The sequence below is a fragment of the Flavihumibacter cheonanensis genome (assembly GCF_022352215.1).
Classification (GTDB): domain Bacteria; phylum Bacteroidota; class Bacteroidia; order Chitinophagales; family Chitinophagaceae; genus Flavihumibacter; species Flavihumibacter cheonanensis.
Map to the genome: position 1 here is coordinate 105,652 of NZ_JAKRWF010000005.1, position 17,599 is coordinate 123,250.

The 17,599-nt window shown below is 44.7% G+C and carries 11 protein-coding genes and 1 riboswitch; of the genes, 7 read left to right on the forward strand and 4 right to left on the reverse strand.

All coding sequences use genetic code 11. The features are described 5' to 3' along the window. The first annotated feature begins 45 nt into the window (after positions 1 to 45). Together MD536_RS19460 and MD536_RS19465 are read left to right on the forward strand one after the other, a co-directional pair. On the forward strand, positions 46 to 3,057 hold the full coding sequence (locus MD536_RS19460) for a SusC/RagA family TonB-linked outer membrane protein (RefSeq protein WP_239603193.1): 3,012 nt from the start codon (positions 46 to 48) through the stop codon (positions 3,055 to 3,057). A 10-nt stretch (positions 3,058 to 3,067) separates the two neighbouring features. Continuing rightward, the gene (locus MD536_RS19465) at positions 3,068 to 4,756 is read left to right on the forward strand and encodes a RagB/SusD family nutrient uptake outer membrane protein (RefSeq protein WP_239603194.1); all 1,689 of its coding nucleotides are present in this window, start codon (positions 3,068 to 3,070) and stop codon (positions 4,754 to 4,756) included. 63 nt (positions 4,757 to 4,819) lie between these two features. On the opposite strand, the gene MD536_RS19470 is transcribed toward MD536_RS19465, so the two are convergent. Both MD536_RS19470 and MD536_RS19475 read right to left on the reverse strand, forming a co-directional pair. Next, a complete protein-coding gene (locus MD536_RS19470; RefSeq protein WP_239603196.1) occupies positions 4,820 to 6,634 on the reverse strand; it encodes an alkaline phosphatase in 1,815 nt (604 codons plus the stop codon). Then, entirely contained in the window at positions 6,631 to 7,620 is a 990-nt protein-coding gene (locus tag MD536_RS19475) for a purple acid phosphatase family protein (protein WP_239603197.1), read from the reverse strand. Before MD536_RS19475 ends, MD536_RS19470 begins: the two co-directional genes overlap by 4 nt. 309 nt (positions 7,621 to 7,929) lie before the next feature. On the opposite strand from MD536_RS19475, the gene MD536_RS19480 reads away from it, so the two are divergent. The 5 genes from MD536_RS19480 to MD536_RS19500 are packed head-to-tail and all read left to right on the forward strand — an operon-like array spanning position 7,930 to position 14,853. Next, a complete protein-coding gene (locus MD536_RS19480) occupies positions 7,930 to 10,428 on the forward strand; it encodes a TonB-dependent receptor (RefSeq protein ID WP_239603199.1) in 2,499 nt (832 codons plus the stop codon). Between the two features lie 10 nt (positions 10,429 to 10,438). Next, positions 10,439 to 11,659, forward strand: coding sequence for a PepSY-associated TM helix domain-containing protein (locus MD536_RS19485; protein WP_239603200.1), 1,221 nt, complete (start codon positions 10,439 to 10,441; stop codon positions 11,657 to 11,659). An 8-nt stretch (positions 11,660 to 11,667) separates the two neighbouring features. Then, positions 11,668 to 12,162: a DUF1579 family protein gene (locus MD536_RS19490; RefSeq protein WP_239603202.1), complete on the forward strand. Its 495-nt coding sequence runs from the start codon at positions 11,668 to 11,670 to the stop codon at positions 12,160 to 12,162. A 1-nt stretch (position 12,163) separates the two neighbouring features. Further along, a complete protein-coding gene (locus tag MD536_RS19495; protein ID WP_239603204.1) occupies positions 12,164 to 13,597 on the forward strand; it encodes a phytoene desaturase family protein in 1,434 nt (477 codons plus the stop codon). Positions 13,598 to 13,599: 2 nt separating this feature from the next. Continuing rightward, a complete protein-coding gene (locus tag MD536_RS19500; protein WP_239603205.1) occupies positions 13,600 to 14,853 on the forward strand; it encodes a YeiH family protein in 1,254 nt (417 codons plus the stop codon). On the opposite strand, the gene MD536_RS19505 is transcribed toward MD536_RS19500, so the two are convergent. Both MD536_RS19505 and MD536_RS19510 read right to left on the reverse strand, forming a co-directional pair. Further along, positions 14,850 to 16,109 (reverse strand): homoserine dehydrogenase, encoded by a 1,260-nt coding sequence (locus MD536_RS19505; protein WP_239603207.1) that lies wholly within the window; start codon positions 16,107 to 16,109, stop codon positions 14,850 to 14,852. The genes MD536_RS19500 and MD536_RS19505 overlap by 4 nt on opposite strands. A 21-nt stretch (positions 16,110 to 16,130) precedes the next feature. Then, positions 16,131 to 17,276 (reverse strand): trans-sulfuration enzyme family protein, encoded by a 1,146-nt coding sequence (locus MD536_RS19510; RefSeq protein WP_239603209.1) that lies wholly within the window; start codon positions 17,274 to 17,276, stop codon positions 16,131 to 16,133. Positions 17,277 to 17,425: 149 nt separating this feature from the next. After that, positions 17,426 to 17,538, reverse strand: a riboswitch (SAM riboswitch). Between the last annotated feature and the right edge of the window lie 61 nt (positions 17,539 to 17,599).

The following is a 17,599-nucleotide window of genomic DNA, read 5'->3' on the forward strand; positions in this document are numbered from 1 at the left end:
AAAACGTCCCATCTACTTTTATACCCAATTTTTAATTCTTCTAACATGACAACCAAATCAAAACTGCTGAGCTGGAGTCTTTGTTGCCTGTTGCTTTTATGCACGCTGGCGCAAATTCAGGCCCAGTCTCCCGGCGGTGCTGTAACAGGTACCGTTCGAAATGCCCAGTCGGAACCTTTGCCAGGCTCTACTGTCAAGCTGGAAAACAGTTCCAATCGTTTTTCAAGAACTACACAGGCCGATGCCAACGGAAATTTCCGGTTTGAGGAAGTTCCGTATGCTACTGGCTACCGACTCACCATTAGTAATGTGGGATATGCCGACAAAGTACTATCCAGCCTCAACCACAGTAGTGGCAACCCTCTAAGGATTCAGCAGGCACTCGAAGAGTCTGCCAAGAGCCTGGATGAGATGGTAGTGGTGGGTTATGGTAAAACCAGTAAACGCGACCTGACCGGCGCGGTGAAGTCCATTAAAGCAGAAGAGTTTAACAAAGGTATTATCAACTCGCCCGAGGAACTGCTCCAGGGTAAGGTGGCTGGTGTGAATGTTACCGCCTCCAGCGGCGAGCCTGGTGCTCCACAGAGCATTACCATTCGTGGTCCGGGCGGTGTACGTACCGGAAGTACGCCACTTTTTGTAATTGATGGTATGGCGCTTGATAATTCATCAACGGGAGGAGCTGTCAATCCGCTTACCTTCCTGAATCCTCAGGATATTGAGTCAATGGATGTGTTGAAGGATGCTTCCGCAACAGCCATTTACGGAGCCAGAGGTGCCAATGGTGTAGTGCTGATTACCACAAAAAAAGGCAGATCCGGCTTTTCTTCTGTGAATTACAATTTCACTGCCGGTGTTAGCAAAATCGCGAATCCATTGCCGCTATTCTCAACAGATGAATATAAAAGGCAGGTCGTTGCCCTGGGTGGTGAACTGGAAGATTTCGGCGGCAGTACCAACTGGCAGGATGAGATCACCAGAACGGCATTCACCCAAAATCATAACCTGGCCGTTTCCGGTGGTGTGAACAAACTGACCTATTATGCTAGTTTGGGTATGCAGTTGCAGGAAGGTGTGATTCAGCGTAACGACCTGAAACGGTATAACGGACGAATCAATATTACCCAGAAATTGTGGGACGATCGTCTTACGCTGGATATCAACCTGAATGCCAATAATACAGTTAACAGGCGTCCGAATATTGGAAGTCTGATTGGTGGCGCCATTTCCACCAACCCCACCATTCCCGCCCGCAATGCAGATGGTACTCCCTATGTTTTTGAAAACGGTATCAATCCGCTCAAAACACTGGAACTGGAAAAAGACTGGTCGACTATTAACCGGGTGATTGGAAATGTTGCAGCTACCTTGAAAATTATAAAAGGACTGGAATATAAAATCAACATTGGTATTGATAACTCTACCGGTGTTCGTGATGTACAGTCCCTTCCCAATGCTGTTCCTCAGCGCGATGGCCGCCTGGAAACCTATAATACGTACAATAAAAACGTATTGATGGAGCATTATTTCACCTATAACTTCAATATCAACGACATCCATAAGTTTACAGCGCTTGCCGGTTATTCTTATCAGGATATTTACCTGCAGGGACGTGGTACCAGCATCAACCGATTCCCGATAGGAGGCGTAGAACCTATCTACAATCCAGGTACCGGACAGGAACTAACGCTGGCGAACAACCGACCTTCCGGATATGCAGTACAGAATGAATTACAGTCCTTTTTTGGACGATTGAATTACAATTTTGACAACCGTTATTTGTTCACAGCTACCCTGCGGGCGGATGGTTCATCGAAGTTTGGTGAAAACAACAAGTACGGTATTTTCCCATCTTTCTCTGCAGCCTGGAATATTGACCGGGAAAAATTCTTCAACAGTAGCTGGATTTCCAGTTTGAAATTGAGAGGGGGGTGGGGACAAACCGGTAACCAGGAAATTCCTGCTAAAATCACCCAGCCATTGTTCACAGCAACTGTTTCCGGTAATGCCAGTTATCCGCTGGATGCCGGCACTACTTATCCTGCCGGTGTATTCTTTACCCGCCTGGCTAACCCGGATATTCAGTGGGAGGTTTCAACACAAATCGATCTCGGTTTTGATTTTGGCCTGTTCAACGGAGCCTTGAATGGTACGGTTGATTATTTCCGCAAAGTGACTAATAACATCCTGCTGCAGGTTCCGCCGGCAGATCCCGTTCAGCCAGCCGCTACTACCTGGTCCAATATCAAGGACATGAATATCATCAACCAGGGTGTGGAAATAGATCTGAATTATCAGCATCGAAAAGGCCCTGTTAGTTACACGATTGGTGGTAATATCACCTTTATTGACAACGTAGTGAAGAATTCTCCTTACACCGTAATTCCATCCGGTTCCGCATCGGGCTCGGGACTTACTTCGGCTACCATTAACGGTTATATTAACGGTTCACCGATTGGTGCTTTTTACCTGTTGGATTTTACCGGATTTGACCGCGACGGACTAAGTGTTTATCGCGATGCGAACCAGGATGGTTTTGTAAATGATCGCGACCGGGTGGTTTTAGGAACGGCACTTCCAAAGAGAATCTTCAGCTTGTATGGAACAATGGGGTATAAAGCCTTTGATTTAGCCATCAACTTCAATGGAGTTTCCGGTAATAAACTCTATGATAATACCGAAAATGCCGGTTCTTACAAGGCTTTGATCGCGAAGGGTGTGAATACATTTACATCTGCAGTGAAATATCCTGAGGAGTCTACTACCAACGACGCCCGGGTATCATCCCGTTTCCTGAAAGATGGAAGTTTCTTCCGGTTGAACAACCTGGCACTTGGTTATACCCTGCCTATGACTAAAGTTGGAAACGGACAGTTTATCAAGCAGATTCGTTTTTCATTGACCGGACAAAATCTCTTCGTAATAACCAAATATGATGGATTTGATCCGGAGGTAAATGCTGACCGTAACATTGATAACGTACTTTCTTACGGTGTTGATTATCTGAGTTATCCCAGGGCCCGTTCGTTCATACTGGGAATTAATGTTCAATTTTAAAAAATCGGTTATGTTTAAATATAGTAAGATCCTTATGATTGCTATTACAACCGCTACGGTATTGAGTGGTTGTACCAAGCTGAATGAAGTGGTGCTGGATGAATCTTCTGCTACCGGCTTAACTCCGAAACAGGCAGCAGAAGGAGCAATTGCCCCAGTTTATGCACTGTTGCCTTCTCTTTTCCAGCATACCCGTTATTTTGCTTTGCAGGAAATTTCTACTGACGAGGCTATCCTTCCTTACCGGGGAGGTACCGATTGGGGAGATAATGGTATCTATATCGGTATGCACACCCATAATTTCTCCACCACTGATCCCAATATCAGGAATGTCTTTAATGAACTGGTGCAAAGCCTGTCGCGTTGTATTACCGCAATCAATTCGCTTCCTTCAAATACAGACCCTTCTGCTCCAGCCTACCTGGCGGAGGCCCGCGGTATGCGCGCTTACTATTCATGGATGTTGTTGGATCTATATGGGCTGATCTTTGTGAAAGATAATCCAACTGATATTTCTACCATTCTCCGGGGAGCGGAGGCAGTAGAATACATAAAGTCGGAGTTGCTGGCAGTTGAGCCATTATTGGGTAATACACCTACTCATGGTCGGCTTAGTAAAGCTGCAGTTTGGGGGTTATTGGCACGCTTGCATTTAAATGCGCCTGTCTATTCTGACATTTATGCCAATCAATTCAATTTCGGAGCGGCTGATATGGATAAAGTAATCGAATACTGTGATAAAATTATCAGTAGCGGATCATACCAGTTCTCTCCGGAATATTTTGACATCTTTGATGATGATAATAATACCAACAAGGAAATCATTTTTGCAGTTGATCAGCGGGCAGAATTGAATGGTCACAACCGCCTTGCTTACTTCTCTCTTTCCGGTGATCAGTTTCCTTTGCCGGAATTCCCCGGTGCAAATGGAACCGATGGTCCGGGTATAACTTCTGATTTTTATGAAACATGGGAAAATGCATACGGGCCGGTAGATCCCGCTGCTGCTGATCAGCGCTTCTACAAGGAAAATCTTACGATTTATTCCAATGCAAATGATACCTGTGTACCCGCAGCTAATTTTCATATCAACCGCGGAATTCTGCGTGGTCAGCAATACGGACTCATTCGTCGCAATGGGGTATTCCTTCGCTGTCCGAATGGCGATATGAAAGTAGGGCCTCTTTTTCATGATACCCGTAACCGCCCAACACTGGCAGTAAACTTTACCAAGGAAATTGATTTCAGCACTGAAGGCAGCAATTACCCAACTGGTTATCGTGTTGAGAAATATGAGTTTAGCCGCAAGTCTGTTAGTGGTCGGAACTTCGGTGAAGCCAATATTGTTATTCTACGCCTCGCTGATATTTACCTGATGCGTGCCGAGGCCAAATTAAGGAAAGGTGATGCAGCAGGGGCACTTGCAGACGTAAATATTGTACGTGCTGCCAGAACTGCCCGTGGTACAATTCCGGCGCTGACTGAAATGAACCTGGATATTCTGTACCGCGAAAGAGGTTTTGAATTGTATTGGGAAATGGTGCGACGTACCGATATGATTCGCTTTGGTAAATACGAAGGAACCTGGACGGAAAAAACAGATAACAATCCGCAGAAAAGAATTTTCCCGATTCCTCAAACCGCTATCGACGGAGCATCCAATATTCCGAATTACCTGGTTCAGAATCCGGGTTATTAATTACCTAGAGCAATAGGAGCAGCAGTTTGGTTTAAAAATGGCAGGAGTAATTCCTGCCATTTTTTATTTGAGTGCTTCCTTGATTTTGTGATGAACTGCGGTGTTCTCATAAACACCGGTAAATAAATAGGAGCGGGGGCCATAAGCAAATACTGGAACAGGCGTGGCGGTATGATCATTGGTGCTGAAATGTCCGCTCACGCTGCCTTTGGCGGGATCTCCATTTACCAGCGTAAGGCCTCCTGTTTCATGATCGGCTGTAACAATGACCAGGGTTTCTCCGTCTTTATCTGCAAATTCCAGAGCCGCTTTTACTACCTGATCGAAATCCAGCAATTCGGTTACCAGGGTTGGAAGGTGATTGTTATGTCCTCCATTGTCTATTTGTGCGCCTTCCTGAACCAGTAGAAATCCTTTTGTGTTGCCAGATAAAAATTGCAGCCCTTTTTGAAAAGCTTCAACAGCCCAGTTTCCTCTTCCCCTTAATATGGATTTTCCGGCACGTTCTTCCAGTACAATCCATTTTCCACTTGCTGTGGGTGACAATGCGCTTACCGTTTCGGCCAGTTTAAATTCTGGCAATGCTTCTTTTATTATGGATGGGAAATTAGTTTGTCCGGCTCCCATCAGCAGATCAATCGGTTCCTTTGCCAGGTCTTTTAAAATTGCCTCACTGCTGTTGCGTTCCGACTGATGCGCATAAAAATCAGCAGGAGTTGCATCCGATACGTCGCCCGTAGTAATAACGGCAGTCTTCTTCCCTTTCGCTTTCATAAAAACAGGCAGTAGGGGAACAGCCACACCTGTATGATCCACTCCAACAGCCCTGTTATTGGTTTTGATGCCTGCAGAAAAAGCTGTACTACCAGGTGCAGAGTCTGTAATATAACTATCGTAAGAACTGGTACGTGATAAACCGGTTGCCCTGAACTGGTACAGGTTCAGCTTGTTGAAATTTGCTGTATAACCTGCATGAATATGCGCTAATCCCATCCCATCCCCAATCAACAGGATAATATTTTTGGGAGCTTTTTTAATACCGTCTGTTTTGTAGCTGGGTTGGTAAACCACACTGGCAGGTTGCATATTGATAAATGTGGAATTTTTAAACTTTTGTATGAATCCAGCCAGTTCAGTAACATGATCTGTATTCATATAATCCACACCCAGTTTACCAAGCTCATACCAGGCATTGATAAAATCCGGGGCATTCCAGAACCTTATTTTTTTTCCGAGCTGATGGGTTTCCCTGATCACTTTTTCCAATGCGGCCCGTTCAGTTGCCGGGATGATTCCTTTTCCATTCCAACTGGTATACTTACGAAGATTGGCGCTCAGTAAGGGCACGCGGTTGGTTATGGAAGGATCATATTTTTCCCATGGCAATCCATCATATAGAATAAACACCGGATACTTGCCAAAATCAGCTACCGGTGGTTTATTGCCAGATAAGACGATTTGTACTTGCTTGCTACCAATGATCTCGGGATAGGTTTTCAGAACAGCGATTAAGGTGTCAAGACAGGGATTGGTAGGTGATTTGATATCAACCAGAAATTGTACCCGGTAACTACTGTCGCCTCCCAACCACCCATTGTGCTGCTTCAGTTGCTGACGGATGGGATCCAGATACAATGCCTGGATGGTTTTTTCCGGGCGCAAATCTTCTTTGTCGTGGCCCACCAGTATCTGGCCCATTTCAAGGTAGATGTCCACTTCAATGGAACCTGCTTTTGCATAATAAGCGGTCCAAAATGGAATCGGTTGTTCGTAGTCGTTATGAGAATGGATTGTATAAGCTGGTTGATTTTCCTGGCCAATTGAGTTGTTGGGTGGTAGTCCGGATACCAGTAGTAACAGTGTAATTAATTTCTTCATTTTGGTAAACTTGCAGTGTGGATGATCTGGTCTTTATAATCAATGAATTGTACAAGGATTTCTTTGCCCGTAACAGAAAAGGTTGCAAAGCCCTGGGTGCCTATAGCAAATTTTCCGCCATTCGGATGTAATTGAACCGGTCTTGCTTCTGATCCCGCACCGGAAATGATATGATGTGTTGGTCCGGCTGGTTTTACATGTTCCAGGTGATGCTCATGCCCAGCTATGTAAAGGTCCACTTTGTATTGGTGAAACAAGGGCTCCAGGAATGCCTTCATGTTGGCTACATCTTTTGAATCTTTTCTCCATCCGCCGGTATAGAGCGGATGATGGCCAACCACTATTTTCCATTTTGCTTTGGATTGGGATAGCTCGCGTATGATCCATTCTTTTTGTTGCTGCACATATCCTTTCCGGTATTTAACCGAGTCGTATCCATGGCCGCGCATTTCCTTTTCTATAGGATCCGTATCCAGGAATAGTATCAAAACAGAATTTGCCGTATCACCTTCCCGGAATTTTTTGCTGTAATAACGGGATGGCATGCTCCATCGACTACTGATCTGGCTATACTCCACTTGTGCATCGGGGTTAGATGCATAGTCGTGATTTCCCAGCACCGGATACCACCGTACATGCAGCGATTGTGCCCGGTAAATGGATTCAAAGGAACTGATCCAGTGATAATCCCGGGTACTGGCTACTCCATAAGGATAAAAATTGTCGCCCGTTGCAATTATGAAATCCGCGTCCAGATCATGGGCCGCCTTACCCATACCGGCTGCTACTTCTTTCTGGTAATTTTCTCCATTTCGGCCCCAGTCGCCGATTACCAGGAAATGCAGCGCCTTGTCCAGCTTTTTAATGCCTTTGATATTTCCTCCTTTGTAACCCAGGTCTTCGACCAGAGGAGCCTGAGCCATTGTTGATCCGGTAAGACCAACTATCAGTACTGCAGTCAGGCAGGTACGTAACCAATTTTTCATATCCGTTTTTTATGTGTGAATGTAAAGGGCAATCTGGAGTTACAGGGAGGTATTGGAGTTATTTCTATGTTGTCAAATTTAAGCGATATGCCATCTTATTAAACATCAACAAAGGAGATAAACAGGTCATTTTGCGTCCAAATCTTTACAAATCACGCATAATTTTTTTCCCGATTTCGTAACTGGCTTTTCCCGATTTCGAAACAGGTCTTTACTGGTGGTGGGCGAGTTTTGCAAGCGATTTAAAGAACATTTGTGTTCAATTACTTATAAAAATCAGAACCTGAGATGATATATGCAAAATTTGGAATGCGCAGAATTATAGCTACAACAGTATTAGGATTAATTGGTACGATTCCCTGGATAGACTTGCCAGCACAACAATTCGCATCTTCGAATGCAGTGAAGTTGCCAGTTGCAACTATTATATCAACAGATCCTACTGCTGAAGATGATTTTGGTAGGATTGATGGAAAAATAAAGACAAATGATCAGCGCGCAGCCGCCATGGTTACCGTGTTCATTCGCGAAACGGGAAAGTCCTACATTACCAGCGATAACGGTTCTTTCAATATTGGCCGGCTGAAGCCTGGAAAATATACACTGGAGGTTTCTCTTGTTGGATATGAAACACTGATAGAATCGGTGACAGTAGAAGAAGGTAAAACAACCACCGTACAGCTGCAATTAAAAATTTCCAATGCCCAATTGGAAGAAATTGTGGTTAAATCTGCCCGAAACAAGTTTGCTCCGGTTGCTTCTCTTCATGCTGCTAAAATGCCATTGGCTGTTCTTGAAAATCCCCAATCCATCAGTGTTGTCAACAAGGCCCTGATTAAGGAGCAGATGCTGGTGAATGTGGATGATGCATTAAAAAATACAACGGGTATTGATCGTTTGTGGAGTGCTACAGGTCGTGCGGGTGATGGTGCAGGTTATTTTACCCTGCGTGGTTTTTCTGTGCAGCCAACGATGGTGAATGGTTTACCCGGACTTACCAACGGCGGACTTGATCCTGCCGGTGTTGAACGCATCGAAGTTATCAAAGGCCCTTCAGGTACCTTGTTCGGAAGTTCCCTGATCTCCTTTGGTGGTCTGATTAACATCGTTACAAAAAAACCATACGAACGCTTTGGAGGTGAAATCAGTTACACCGCCGGTGGTTTTGGATTACATCGGATTACTGCTGATATTAATACGCCACTTGATAAAGAAGGTAAAACGCTGATGCGCATTAATACCGCCTATCATACAGAGAATAGCTGGCAGGATGCGGGTTTCAGAAAAAACTTTTATGTTGCTCCCTCCTTAACACATAAGGTTAGTGATAAACTGCAACTGAACCTGCATACGGAATTTTTCCATGGAGAAAGCACCAATCCATTGATGGTGTTTTTGAATCGGGCAAGAAATCTCCAGGCCAGAACACCCGATGAACTGAAGATGGATTTCTCCCGTTCCTATACCAGCAATGATCTGACGATCAAAACACCTACTACCAATTTACAGGCGGAAGCATTGTATAAAATAAATAAAAACTGGACCTCCCAAACCGTCGTTTCAACAAGTAACCGGCGTACAGATGGGTACTATTCCTATGTTATGTTCCTGGGTGCTGACAATGATTCACTCCTGTCAAGATTGGCATCCCGCCAAAACGGTCAGGGGAATAGTTTTGATTTCCAGCAGAATTTCAATGGAGATTTTACCATTGGTAAGATCCGGAACAGGGTAGTGGTTGGTTTTGATTTCATGCGGCTGGAAACAACCAATAATAATACCGGTTATGCAGTATTTGATGTGTTGAATGTGAAATCCCCCGGTGCAGCAGGATCAACCTATGGGAGTTTGACCCGGCCTGCGCTGGATGCAAGACTGGCTGCACAGGGAGGCACGGTGAAGAATGAAGCACTTAACAACACCTATAGCGTATATATTTCGGATGTGGTAAATATTACCCCGGAACTGATGGCCATGATGAGTCTTCGTTTCGACCATTTTGAAAATAAGGGTACCCGCAATTTTATGATTGATGGTAACGCAATAGGAGCGTATTCTCAAAATGCCCTATCACCCAAATTCGGATTGGTTTACCAGGTGATTCCTTCAAAAATCAGCCTGTTCGCCAACTATATGAATGGTTTCCGGAATTTGGCGCCGGTGGTGCAGCCATTACCTGATATTGATGGAACATTTAAACCCCAGCAGGCCAACCAGTTTGAATCGGGTGTAAAAATGGAATTGTTCAACCGTAAATTATTCCTGACAGCCAGCTATTACAATATCCATGTTGCCAATATTACCCGTCCGGAAAGTGTTGAACGGGAAGGAACGGTTTACAATATCACAGTGCAAAACGGAGAACAAAGAAGTAAAGGGGTTGAAGTGGAACTCCAGGCAAATCCCGTTCCCGGTTTGTCAATGGTTGCTGGATATGCATACAATGACAGTCGTAATGAAAAAACAAATCCAACCCTGGATGGTCGCAGGGTAGTTGGTTCCGGACCGGCACATTTAGGAAATGCCTGGGCCAGTTATACACAGCCATCAGGCAAACTGGCAGGATTCGGAATTGGAATGGGAGTTAATTATGCCAGTGAAAATATTGTAACTAACAATAGCACCACCGGTCAGTTCATACTTCCAGAGTACACAATTCTTAATGCAACTGTGTATTACCAGGCAAAACTGTTCCGTATTGGCTTGAAGGGAGATAATCTGGCAAATACCAGGTACTACAAAGGCTGGACTACCATTGAACCACAAATGCCTCGTCGCTTATTGATGACAGTTAGTATTGGATTATAAAAAAAATCAATTGGGAAAAACTCGAAAATTTAGTGCCCGTTGGTGGGCAGCAAAATTACACCTCTGGCTCGGACTCGCGTCCGGGCTGGTTGTTTTTATCGTAAGTATTACGGGGTGCATTTTTGTATTCCAGAAAGAAATCAGTGAGGTGGTTTACAGGGAAAAACTCTATGTTCCTGAAGCACAATGGAGCCATACGCTCCCTGCCTCCACCTTGCTTGAGATTGCCCGTAAGGAAATTGGAGAAGGTGTTACAATCCGGAATTTCACTATTCCCACTGATCCGCGTAAGACCTGGGAATTTATGGCTTTCGAAGGAGGAGATAAAGACGCGATCACGTTCGCCGGATCAGTAAAATATTATCAAAGCGTACACCTGAATCCTTATACCGGTGAAGTAACCGGTAGAACAAATTATCTAAGGGAGTTTTTCATCATCATTAAATATTTGCACTGGAGTTTATTGTTGAATACGCCGTATGGCCAACCGATTGTCGGCTGGAGTACCTTGATATTTGTAATCTTGCTTATAACCGGACTTATTTTGTGGTGGCCTAAAAAATGGAATAAAAAACAGCAGCAACAGGCTTTTACAGTAAAATGGAAAGCCAGATTCAAACGACTGAATTATGACCTGCACAATGTATTGGGGTTCTATTTCCTCATACCTTCCATCATACTGGCACTTACAGGAATGGTATGGTCGTTTCAATGGTTTAAAAAAACTGTATATGTAGCTGCTGCCCGTACTAATGCTGCACCAGGTGTTTTGAAAACAGTTTCTGCGGACAGCTTATTACTGAAACGACAACCAGCGGCAGTTCTAAGCCAGACCGCGTTAGACAAAGCGCTGGCTGAAGCCCGACTAATATTACCGAATGCCAAAAGGTTTAATGTATTACCAGCTGCTGCTGATCCTTCCGCTGTGTTGAAAATAAATGGTTATGGCCATGAACAAACTTATCATAACCGCGATGAGCTTCAGTTTGATCAGTTCAGTGGCAAATTGCTAGGCAAACGAATGGATATCGAAAAGAATGCCGGAGAACAGTTGGTGGAAGCTAATTATGATATTCATATTGGTGCGATTGCCGGTTTGCCCGGGAAAATACTGGCGTTCATTGCCAGCCTGATTTGCGCGAGTTTACCACTGACCGGTTTTTTGATCTGGTGGAATAAAAGAAGAAAGCATGTGATCATTTATAAGCCGATAATACCGAAACATGCTTAACTTGAAGTATGGAAAAAATGAGCTTTGCCATCTCTCAGGAGAGAGGAAAACACAAGGACTTGCAGGCCTTTGTTGGTAAATGGAAAGGTATCAGCAGGGTATGGCTGGAAGCAGGCCAGTTATCGGATGAATCTCCCATTGAAGGAACCATTGAACCGGTTCTGGATGGACGGTTTTTACTTCATCGGTATACCACTCGATTTAAAGACCGCGACATTGAAGGACTTTATCTCATTGGGTTTGATTTGCAATCCAACCAGTTCCAGGTTGCCTGGGTCGACAGCTTTCACATGAGTACAGCCATTATGTTCAGTAAGGGAAATCCAAACGATCAGGATTTTGAAGTACTGGGTTCCTTCCCCGATCAACAGGAGCCTCCGCAACAATGGGGCTGGCGCACCGATATGCATTTTGAAGGTCCAGACCTGGTCATTATTGCCTACATCATTACTCCAACTGGGCAGTCGGGAAAAGCAACCGAGATCCGTTACCAGCCTGCCTGATATGATTACTTCATCAGAGTTTGATGCTGTAATTGTTGGCGCAGGACCGAATGGGCTTGCTGCTGCAATTACGCTTCAGAATGCAGGTTGTAAAGTTCTTCTTTTGGAAGCTAAAGCAACAATTGGAGGAGGTATGCGCACTGCTGAATGTACTATTCCCGGTTTTAAACATGATATCTGTTCCGCTGTACATCCTTTACTCGCTATCTCACCCTTTTTTGCTTCGGTTAACTGGTCAGACTACCAACTTCAAATGGTGAACCCCAGTATATGTGGTGCCCATCCACTTGATCATCTAAGGCCTGTCTTTTTAAGATCTTCTTTGGAACGAACTGCTTCGGGTCTGGGTATTGATCAGGATCGGTACACCAGCCTTATAAAGCCACTTTTGAATGATTTTGATACGGTAACTAGTTTTATTCTTTCACCCCTAGGCTGGCCGAATCAACCCGGTACTATTCTGAGATTTGGCTTGAACGCGATTCAGCCTTCCAGTTGGATCGCCAACAGGTTTGCATCTGTGGAGGCAAAAGCGTTGGTAGCAGGAATGGCAGCTCATAGTATGCAACCCCTTACAAATTGGGCTACCGGCGCATTTGGGCTGGTATTGCTGGCAGCCGGACATAAAGTTGGATGGCCCATCCCTGTCGGCGGCTCTCAATCTATTGCCGATGCCATGGCGGCTCATTTTCGGTTACTCGGCGGTGTTATTGAAACCAACTTTGAAGTAAAGTCACTACAGCAATTACCTTCCTCGAAAGCTGTGCTGTTTGATTGTACACCCCGGCAACTTTTGCAAATCGCGGGTCATAAATTCTCTGATTTTTACAAATGGCAGCTCAATCGCTACCGGTATGGCATGGGCGTTTTCAAAATAGATTGGGCGTTGGATGCTCCCATTCCCTGGCAGGATGAAGAAATCAAATTGGCGGGTACGGTGCATATTGGAAATACATTTGAGGAAATCAGTTGGAATGAAGCAGCAACTGCAAGAGGTATTCATCCGGAAAAACCTTTTGTACTGCTGTCGCAGCCTTCGCTTTTTGATAATACAAGAGCACCGGAAGGGAAACATACAGCCTGGGCCTATTGCCATGTTCCCTTTGGTTCTGAGAAAGATATGACAGAAGCAATCGAAAAACAGGTGGAGCGGTTTGCGCCTGGTTTCAGAGATCGGATCCTGTCAAGACATACCATGAATACAAAAGCCATGCAGGACTATAACCCAAATTATATCGGCGGCGATATCAATGGTGGTGTACAGGATATTTTTCAATTGTTTACCCGACCTGCCTTGCGCTGGTCGCCCTACCGCACCAGTGCAAAAGGTCTCTATATTTGTTCTTCCTCCACTCCCCCGGGAGGTGGTGTGCACGGCATGTGTGGATATCATGCAGCAAAACAGGTTTTACAAGATGTTTTTAAACAAGGTTAATCATGGCGGAAAAAGTAGCAAAACCCATTTTACATGAAGACTGGACAGCTGTTTGGCTCGGTGCCATTATTATTCTGCTCGCTGTTGCTGGATTCACGATTCCTAAACCCGCATTCTCCTGGTCCGATTCAACTGCCTTTTTGACGAAACTATTGAGTTCGGATAATGTAGTTGCAATTACTGGACTTTTTCTGATCATGTATGCAATTGCGGTAATAGGTACCTGGCTCGCAGGAAAACCAATTCGCGCTCTTGTACAAAGTTTTCCTGTTGTCTTTTTTGTCTCGATCCTTGCCATGATACTGGCAGGAAATAAACAGATCAAAGCCCTCAACCTGGAAGCAGTTATTTTTAGCCTTTGCCTGGGCTTACTCATTGGGAATTTTGTTAACCTACCCCAATGGTTCAGAAATTCATTGCAAACGGAATTGTTTGTGAAAATCGGACTGGTATTATTGGGTACCAGCATCATTTTTGGAGATATGCTGAAAGCAGGCTCGCTGGGCCTGCTGCAAGCACTAATCGTGGTGTTATCCGTTTGGTATTTTGCATTCTGGGTATGTAAGAAATTAGGCGTGGAAGATGATATGCGTATGATGATCTCCAGTGCCGTTTCAATTTGTGGTGTTTCGGCGGCTATCGCTACCGCCGGTGCCATCAGTGGTGATACTAAAAAACTTTCTTATGTAATATCCCTTGTACTGGTGACGGCAATTCCCATGATGATTGGCATGCCTTATATCGCTCAATGGTTGCAACTGCCTGAAGCGGTTACCGGTGCCTGGCTGGGTGGCAGTATTGATACTTCCGGTGCTGTAGTGGCAGCCGGCACCCTGGTAGGAGAGGAAGCATTAAAGATCAGCACCATTGTAAAATTTTCGCAGAATGTATTACTCGGACTGGCAGCATTTGCCATTTCTGTCTACTGGACCTATTCCAGGAAGGAAAATCAGGCTGTTGAAAAACCTACGCTTTCTGTGATTTGGGAGCGATTTCCAAAATTTGTACTTGGTTTCGTTTTTGCCTCCCTGTTATTTTCGTTTGTGCTTTCAGGTGAAACCATAACGGCCGTTAAAGAACCACTGAAAAATATCCAGACCATGTGGTTTGTGCTGGCTTTTACCAGTATTGGGATGGAAACCAAATTTGCTGATCTTTTCCACCAGGACAATAAAAAACCCCTGTATGGATTTCTGATCGCACAGGGATTTAATATACTGGTTACGTTGATTGTTGCTTATCTGCTATTCCGCTAGAAGGCTACCCCGGCAAGTTCAAGGCTTTTTTTCTTGAGCTGCTGAATCGCAACGTCTTCAATGATGGGTTGAGGCGTCAGGATCAGGGAGGTGTTGTTCTGTTTCCACCAGTCATTTTCGATCAGCTCTTTTACATGCAATACACCCACCAGGTACTTGCGCTCTTCTCTTGCATGCCATTCTTCGATCCATTCGAATTTTTCCCGTGGAACATATTTCCAATCGGTAAAACTTAAATAGACCCGCAGGTAGAAATCGTTCGTTAAACTGTTGGGCTGATGATGGTAGAGTTTTTTGTATTCGTATTTGTATTCATACCGGAGCGCAGACAGATCACTTAATACAGCCGATGCAGTAGGAAAACTTCCTGCTCCCTTGCCATAGAAGAATTGTTTGTCAGCAAATCCGCTTTCAATTACAACCCCGTTATATTCATTTTTTACAAAGGAAAGGTGATCGTCCTGTTGAATGAATTGAGGCAGAATAAAACTGGCAACTTTTCCATTGTGTAGTTTCTGTGCCTGTGCCACCAGTTTGATCTGTTGACCTTTTTCCGCTGCAACCCGGGCATCCATGGCGTGAATATTTTGTATGCCGGTAAACAGCAGTTTGTCTGGATGCTCCACAATTCCATAGGCATGTGTCAGGAGGAAGGTCCATTTGTTCAGGGCGTCGTATCCTTCCACATCCAGCGATGGGTCGGATTCCGCAAAACCCAGTTGCTGCGCCAATAAGAGTGCCTGCTGAAAATCCAGTTTGTCCTCAAACATTTTGGTTAGGATAAAATTCGTTGATCCATTTACAATGGCTTTGATGCCATGCAACAGGTCATTGTCGTAGTATTCTTCCAGGTTCCGGATAACAGGAATCGATGCACAGGCCGCCGCTTCATAGAGAAAACTGGTTGAGACATTTTTCTGGATCTCTAGTAATTCAGGCAGGTGTTCAGCAATCATTTTTTTGCTGGCGCTTACTACTGATTTGCCATTTTTCAATGCCCGGCTAACAATTTGAAAAGCAGGTTCCGCTTCATTGATCACTTCCACAATTACATTGATTTCCTCATCATTCAATAACTCCTCCCGATTGGTGGTGAATAAATCGGCCGGAGCATTTCTTTTCTTCGTTGCGTCTTTGATACAAACTTTTTTTATCCGGGCACTGAGGGATGGTGTCTGTTGTAATACTTTGAACAATCCTTCTCCAACAACACCAAATCCGAATAGTCCGATTGTTAATTGCTTGTGATAACTCATGGTGGGTTCTCTTGCTTAAAGTTAAATAGATACTAAGGCTGATTTTATTTTTTTTCTGGAACTGCTGATTTCTCCTACTGCCAGAAACGCATCTTCCAGGTCATTTACCAGGTCGCTGCCATCTTCGAGGCCAACACTGAGCCGGATGAGTCCGTCTGTTATTCCAGCTGCTTTGCGCTGTTCAGGATTAACCGTTTTGTGTGTCATGCTGGCCGGGTGACTTACCAGGCTCTTAACACCTCCGAGGCTTTCCGCGAGGTGAAATAGTTTGGTGGCACCAATAAATTGAAGTGCTGCTGCATGGTTGTCTTTCTTCAATCGGAAACTCACTACGCCACCGAAACCGGGATAAAATACTTCTCCGACTTCCGGATGATTTTTCAAATAAGCGGCAACCCGGCTGGCAGTTTCTGTATGTTGCTTTAGCCGGATGTGCAGCGTTTCGAGCCCGCGTATCAGGAGGAAACTGTCAAAGGGGCCCAATACCGCTCCGCAGGCATTCTGATAAAACTTGATTTGTTGGCCAATCTCCGGGTCTTTGGCAATTACCAATCCGGCTATGACATCACTGTGCCCGCCAATAAACTTAGTGGCACTGTGTACTACTATATCTGCCCCCAGCGCTAATGGCTGCTGGTAAACCGGAGACGCAAAGGTGTTATCTACGGCAAAAAGCAATTTATACCGGTTAGCAATTGCTGCGATAGCCCGGATATCAGCCACTTTCAGGGTAGGGTTGGTAGGTGTTTCCAGCCAGATCAGTTTGGTCTTCAAGGTGATGGCCCGTTGAATAGCGGAGAGATCGGTCATATCCACATAGCTCACCCGGATTCCAAACTTTTTGTAAACTTTCTCAAACAGGCGGAAGGCACCTCCATAAATATCATTCACGGCAATGATTTCATCTCCTGATTCCAAAAGTTTGATTACGGCATCAATGGCTGCCAGTCCGCTTGAGAAAGCTGCCGCTACGGAACCTTTTTCCAATTTGGCTACAATTTTTTCCAATTCCTGGCGGGTTGGATTGTTGGTCCGGCTATAGTCAAATCCTTTGTTGACGCCCGGAGCTTCCTGCACAAAAGTGCTGGTTTGGTAAATCGGAACGGCGATAGCGCCGGTTTGTGCATCCACCGGGATGCTGTGCAATAATTGTGTTGTCGCTTGCATTGTTAAACAGTTTTAAAATTGAAAAACAGGTTGTTAGCGACACCACCTACCAAGCAAAATCGGGAGGAGCGGGTATAAAAAAAGCTCTCCCGATAAATCATCAGAAGAGCTCTATGAAGAAGTTATATTTCTGCAAAAGCCATTCATCTGACTTATCTGTCCCCTTACGGGCTGGATTTGGCACCTTACTTCCCGCAATTAAGCGGAAAACAGGTTGTCAAGGCTTCATCGGGCCATTTCCCTCTGCCTTTCTTGATAAGCGATGCTCTAAAGAACTGACGCAAAGGTAGGGAGATTTGTTTGATATCTCCAAACTTTAGTCG

Coding starts and splice junctions, on each gene's coding strand:
- MD536_RS19470 (WP_239603196.1), bottom strand. CDS start 6,634: ATGAAGAAATTAATTACACTGTTACTACTGGTATCCGGACTACCACCC.
- MD536_RS19480 (WP_239603199.1), top strand. CDS start 7,930: ATGCGCAGAATTATAGCTACAACAGTATTAGGATTAATTGGTACGATT.
- MD536_RS19465 (WP_239603194.1), top strand. CDS start 3,068: ATGTTTAAATATAGTAAGATCCTTATGATTGCTATTACAACCGCTACG.
- MD536_RS19505 (WP_239603207.1), bottom strand. CDS start 16,109: ATGAGTTATCACAAGCAATTAACAATCGGACTATTCGGATTTGGTGTT.
- MD536_RS19490 (WP_239603202.1), top strand. CDS start 11,668: ATGGAAAAAATGAGCTTTGCCATCTCTCAGGAGAGAGGAAAACACAAG.
- MD536_RS19475 (WP_239603197.1), bottom strand. CDS start 7,620: ATGAAAAATTGGTTACGTACCTGCCTGACTGCAGTACTGATAGTTGGT.
- MD536_RS19495 (WP_239603204.1), top strand. CDS start 12,164: ATGATTACTTCATCAGAGTTTGATGCTGTAATTGTTGGCGCAGGACCG.
- MD536_RS19460 (WP_239603193.1), top strand. CDS start 46: ATGACAACCAAATCAAAACTGCTGAGCTGGAGTCTTTGTTGCCTGTTG.
- MD536_RS19500 (WP_239603205.1), top strand. CDS start 13,600: ATGGCGGAAAAAGTAGCAAAACCCATTTTACATGAAGACTGGACAGCT.
- MD536_RS19510 (WP_239603209.1), bottom strand. CDS start 17,276: ATGCAAGCGACAACACAATTATTGCACAGCATCCCGGTGGATGCACAA.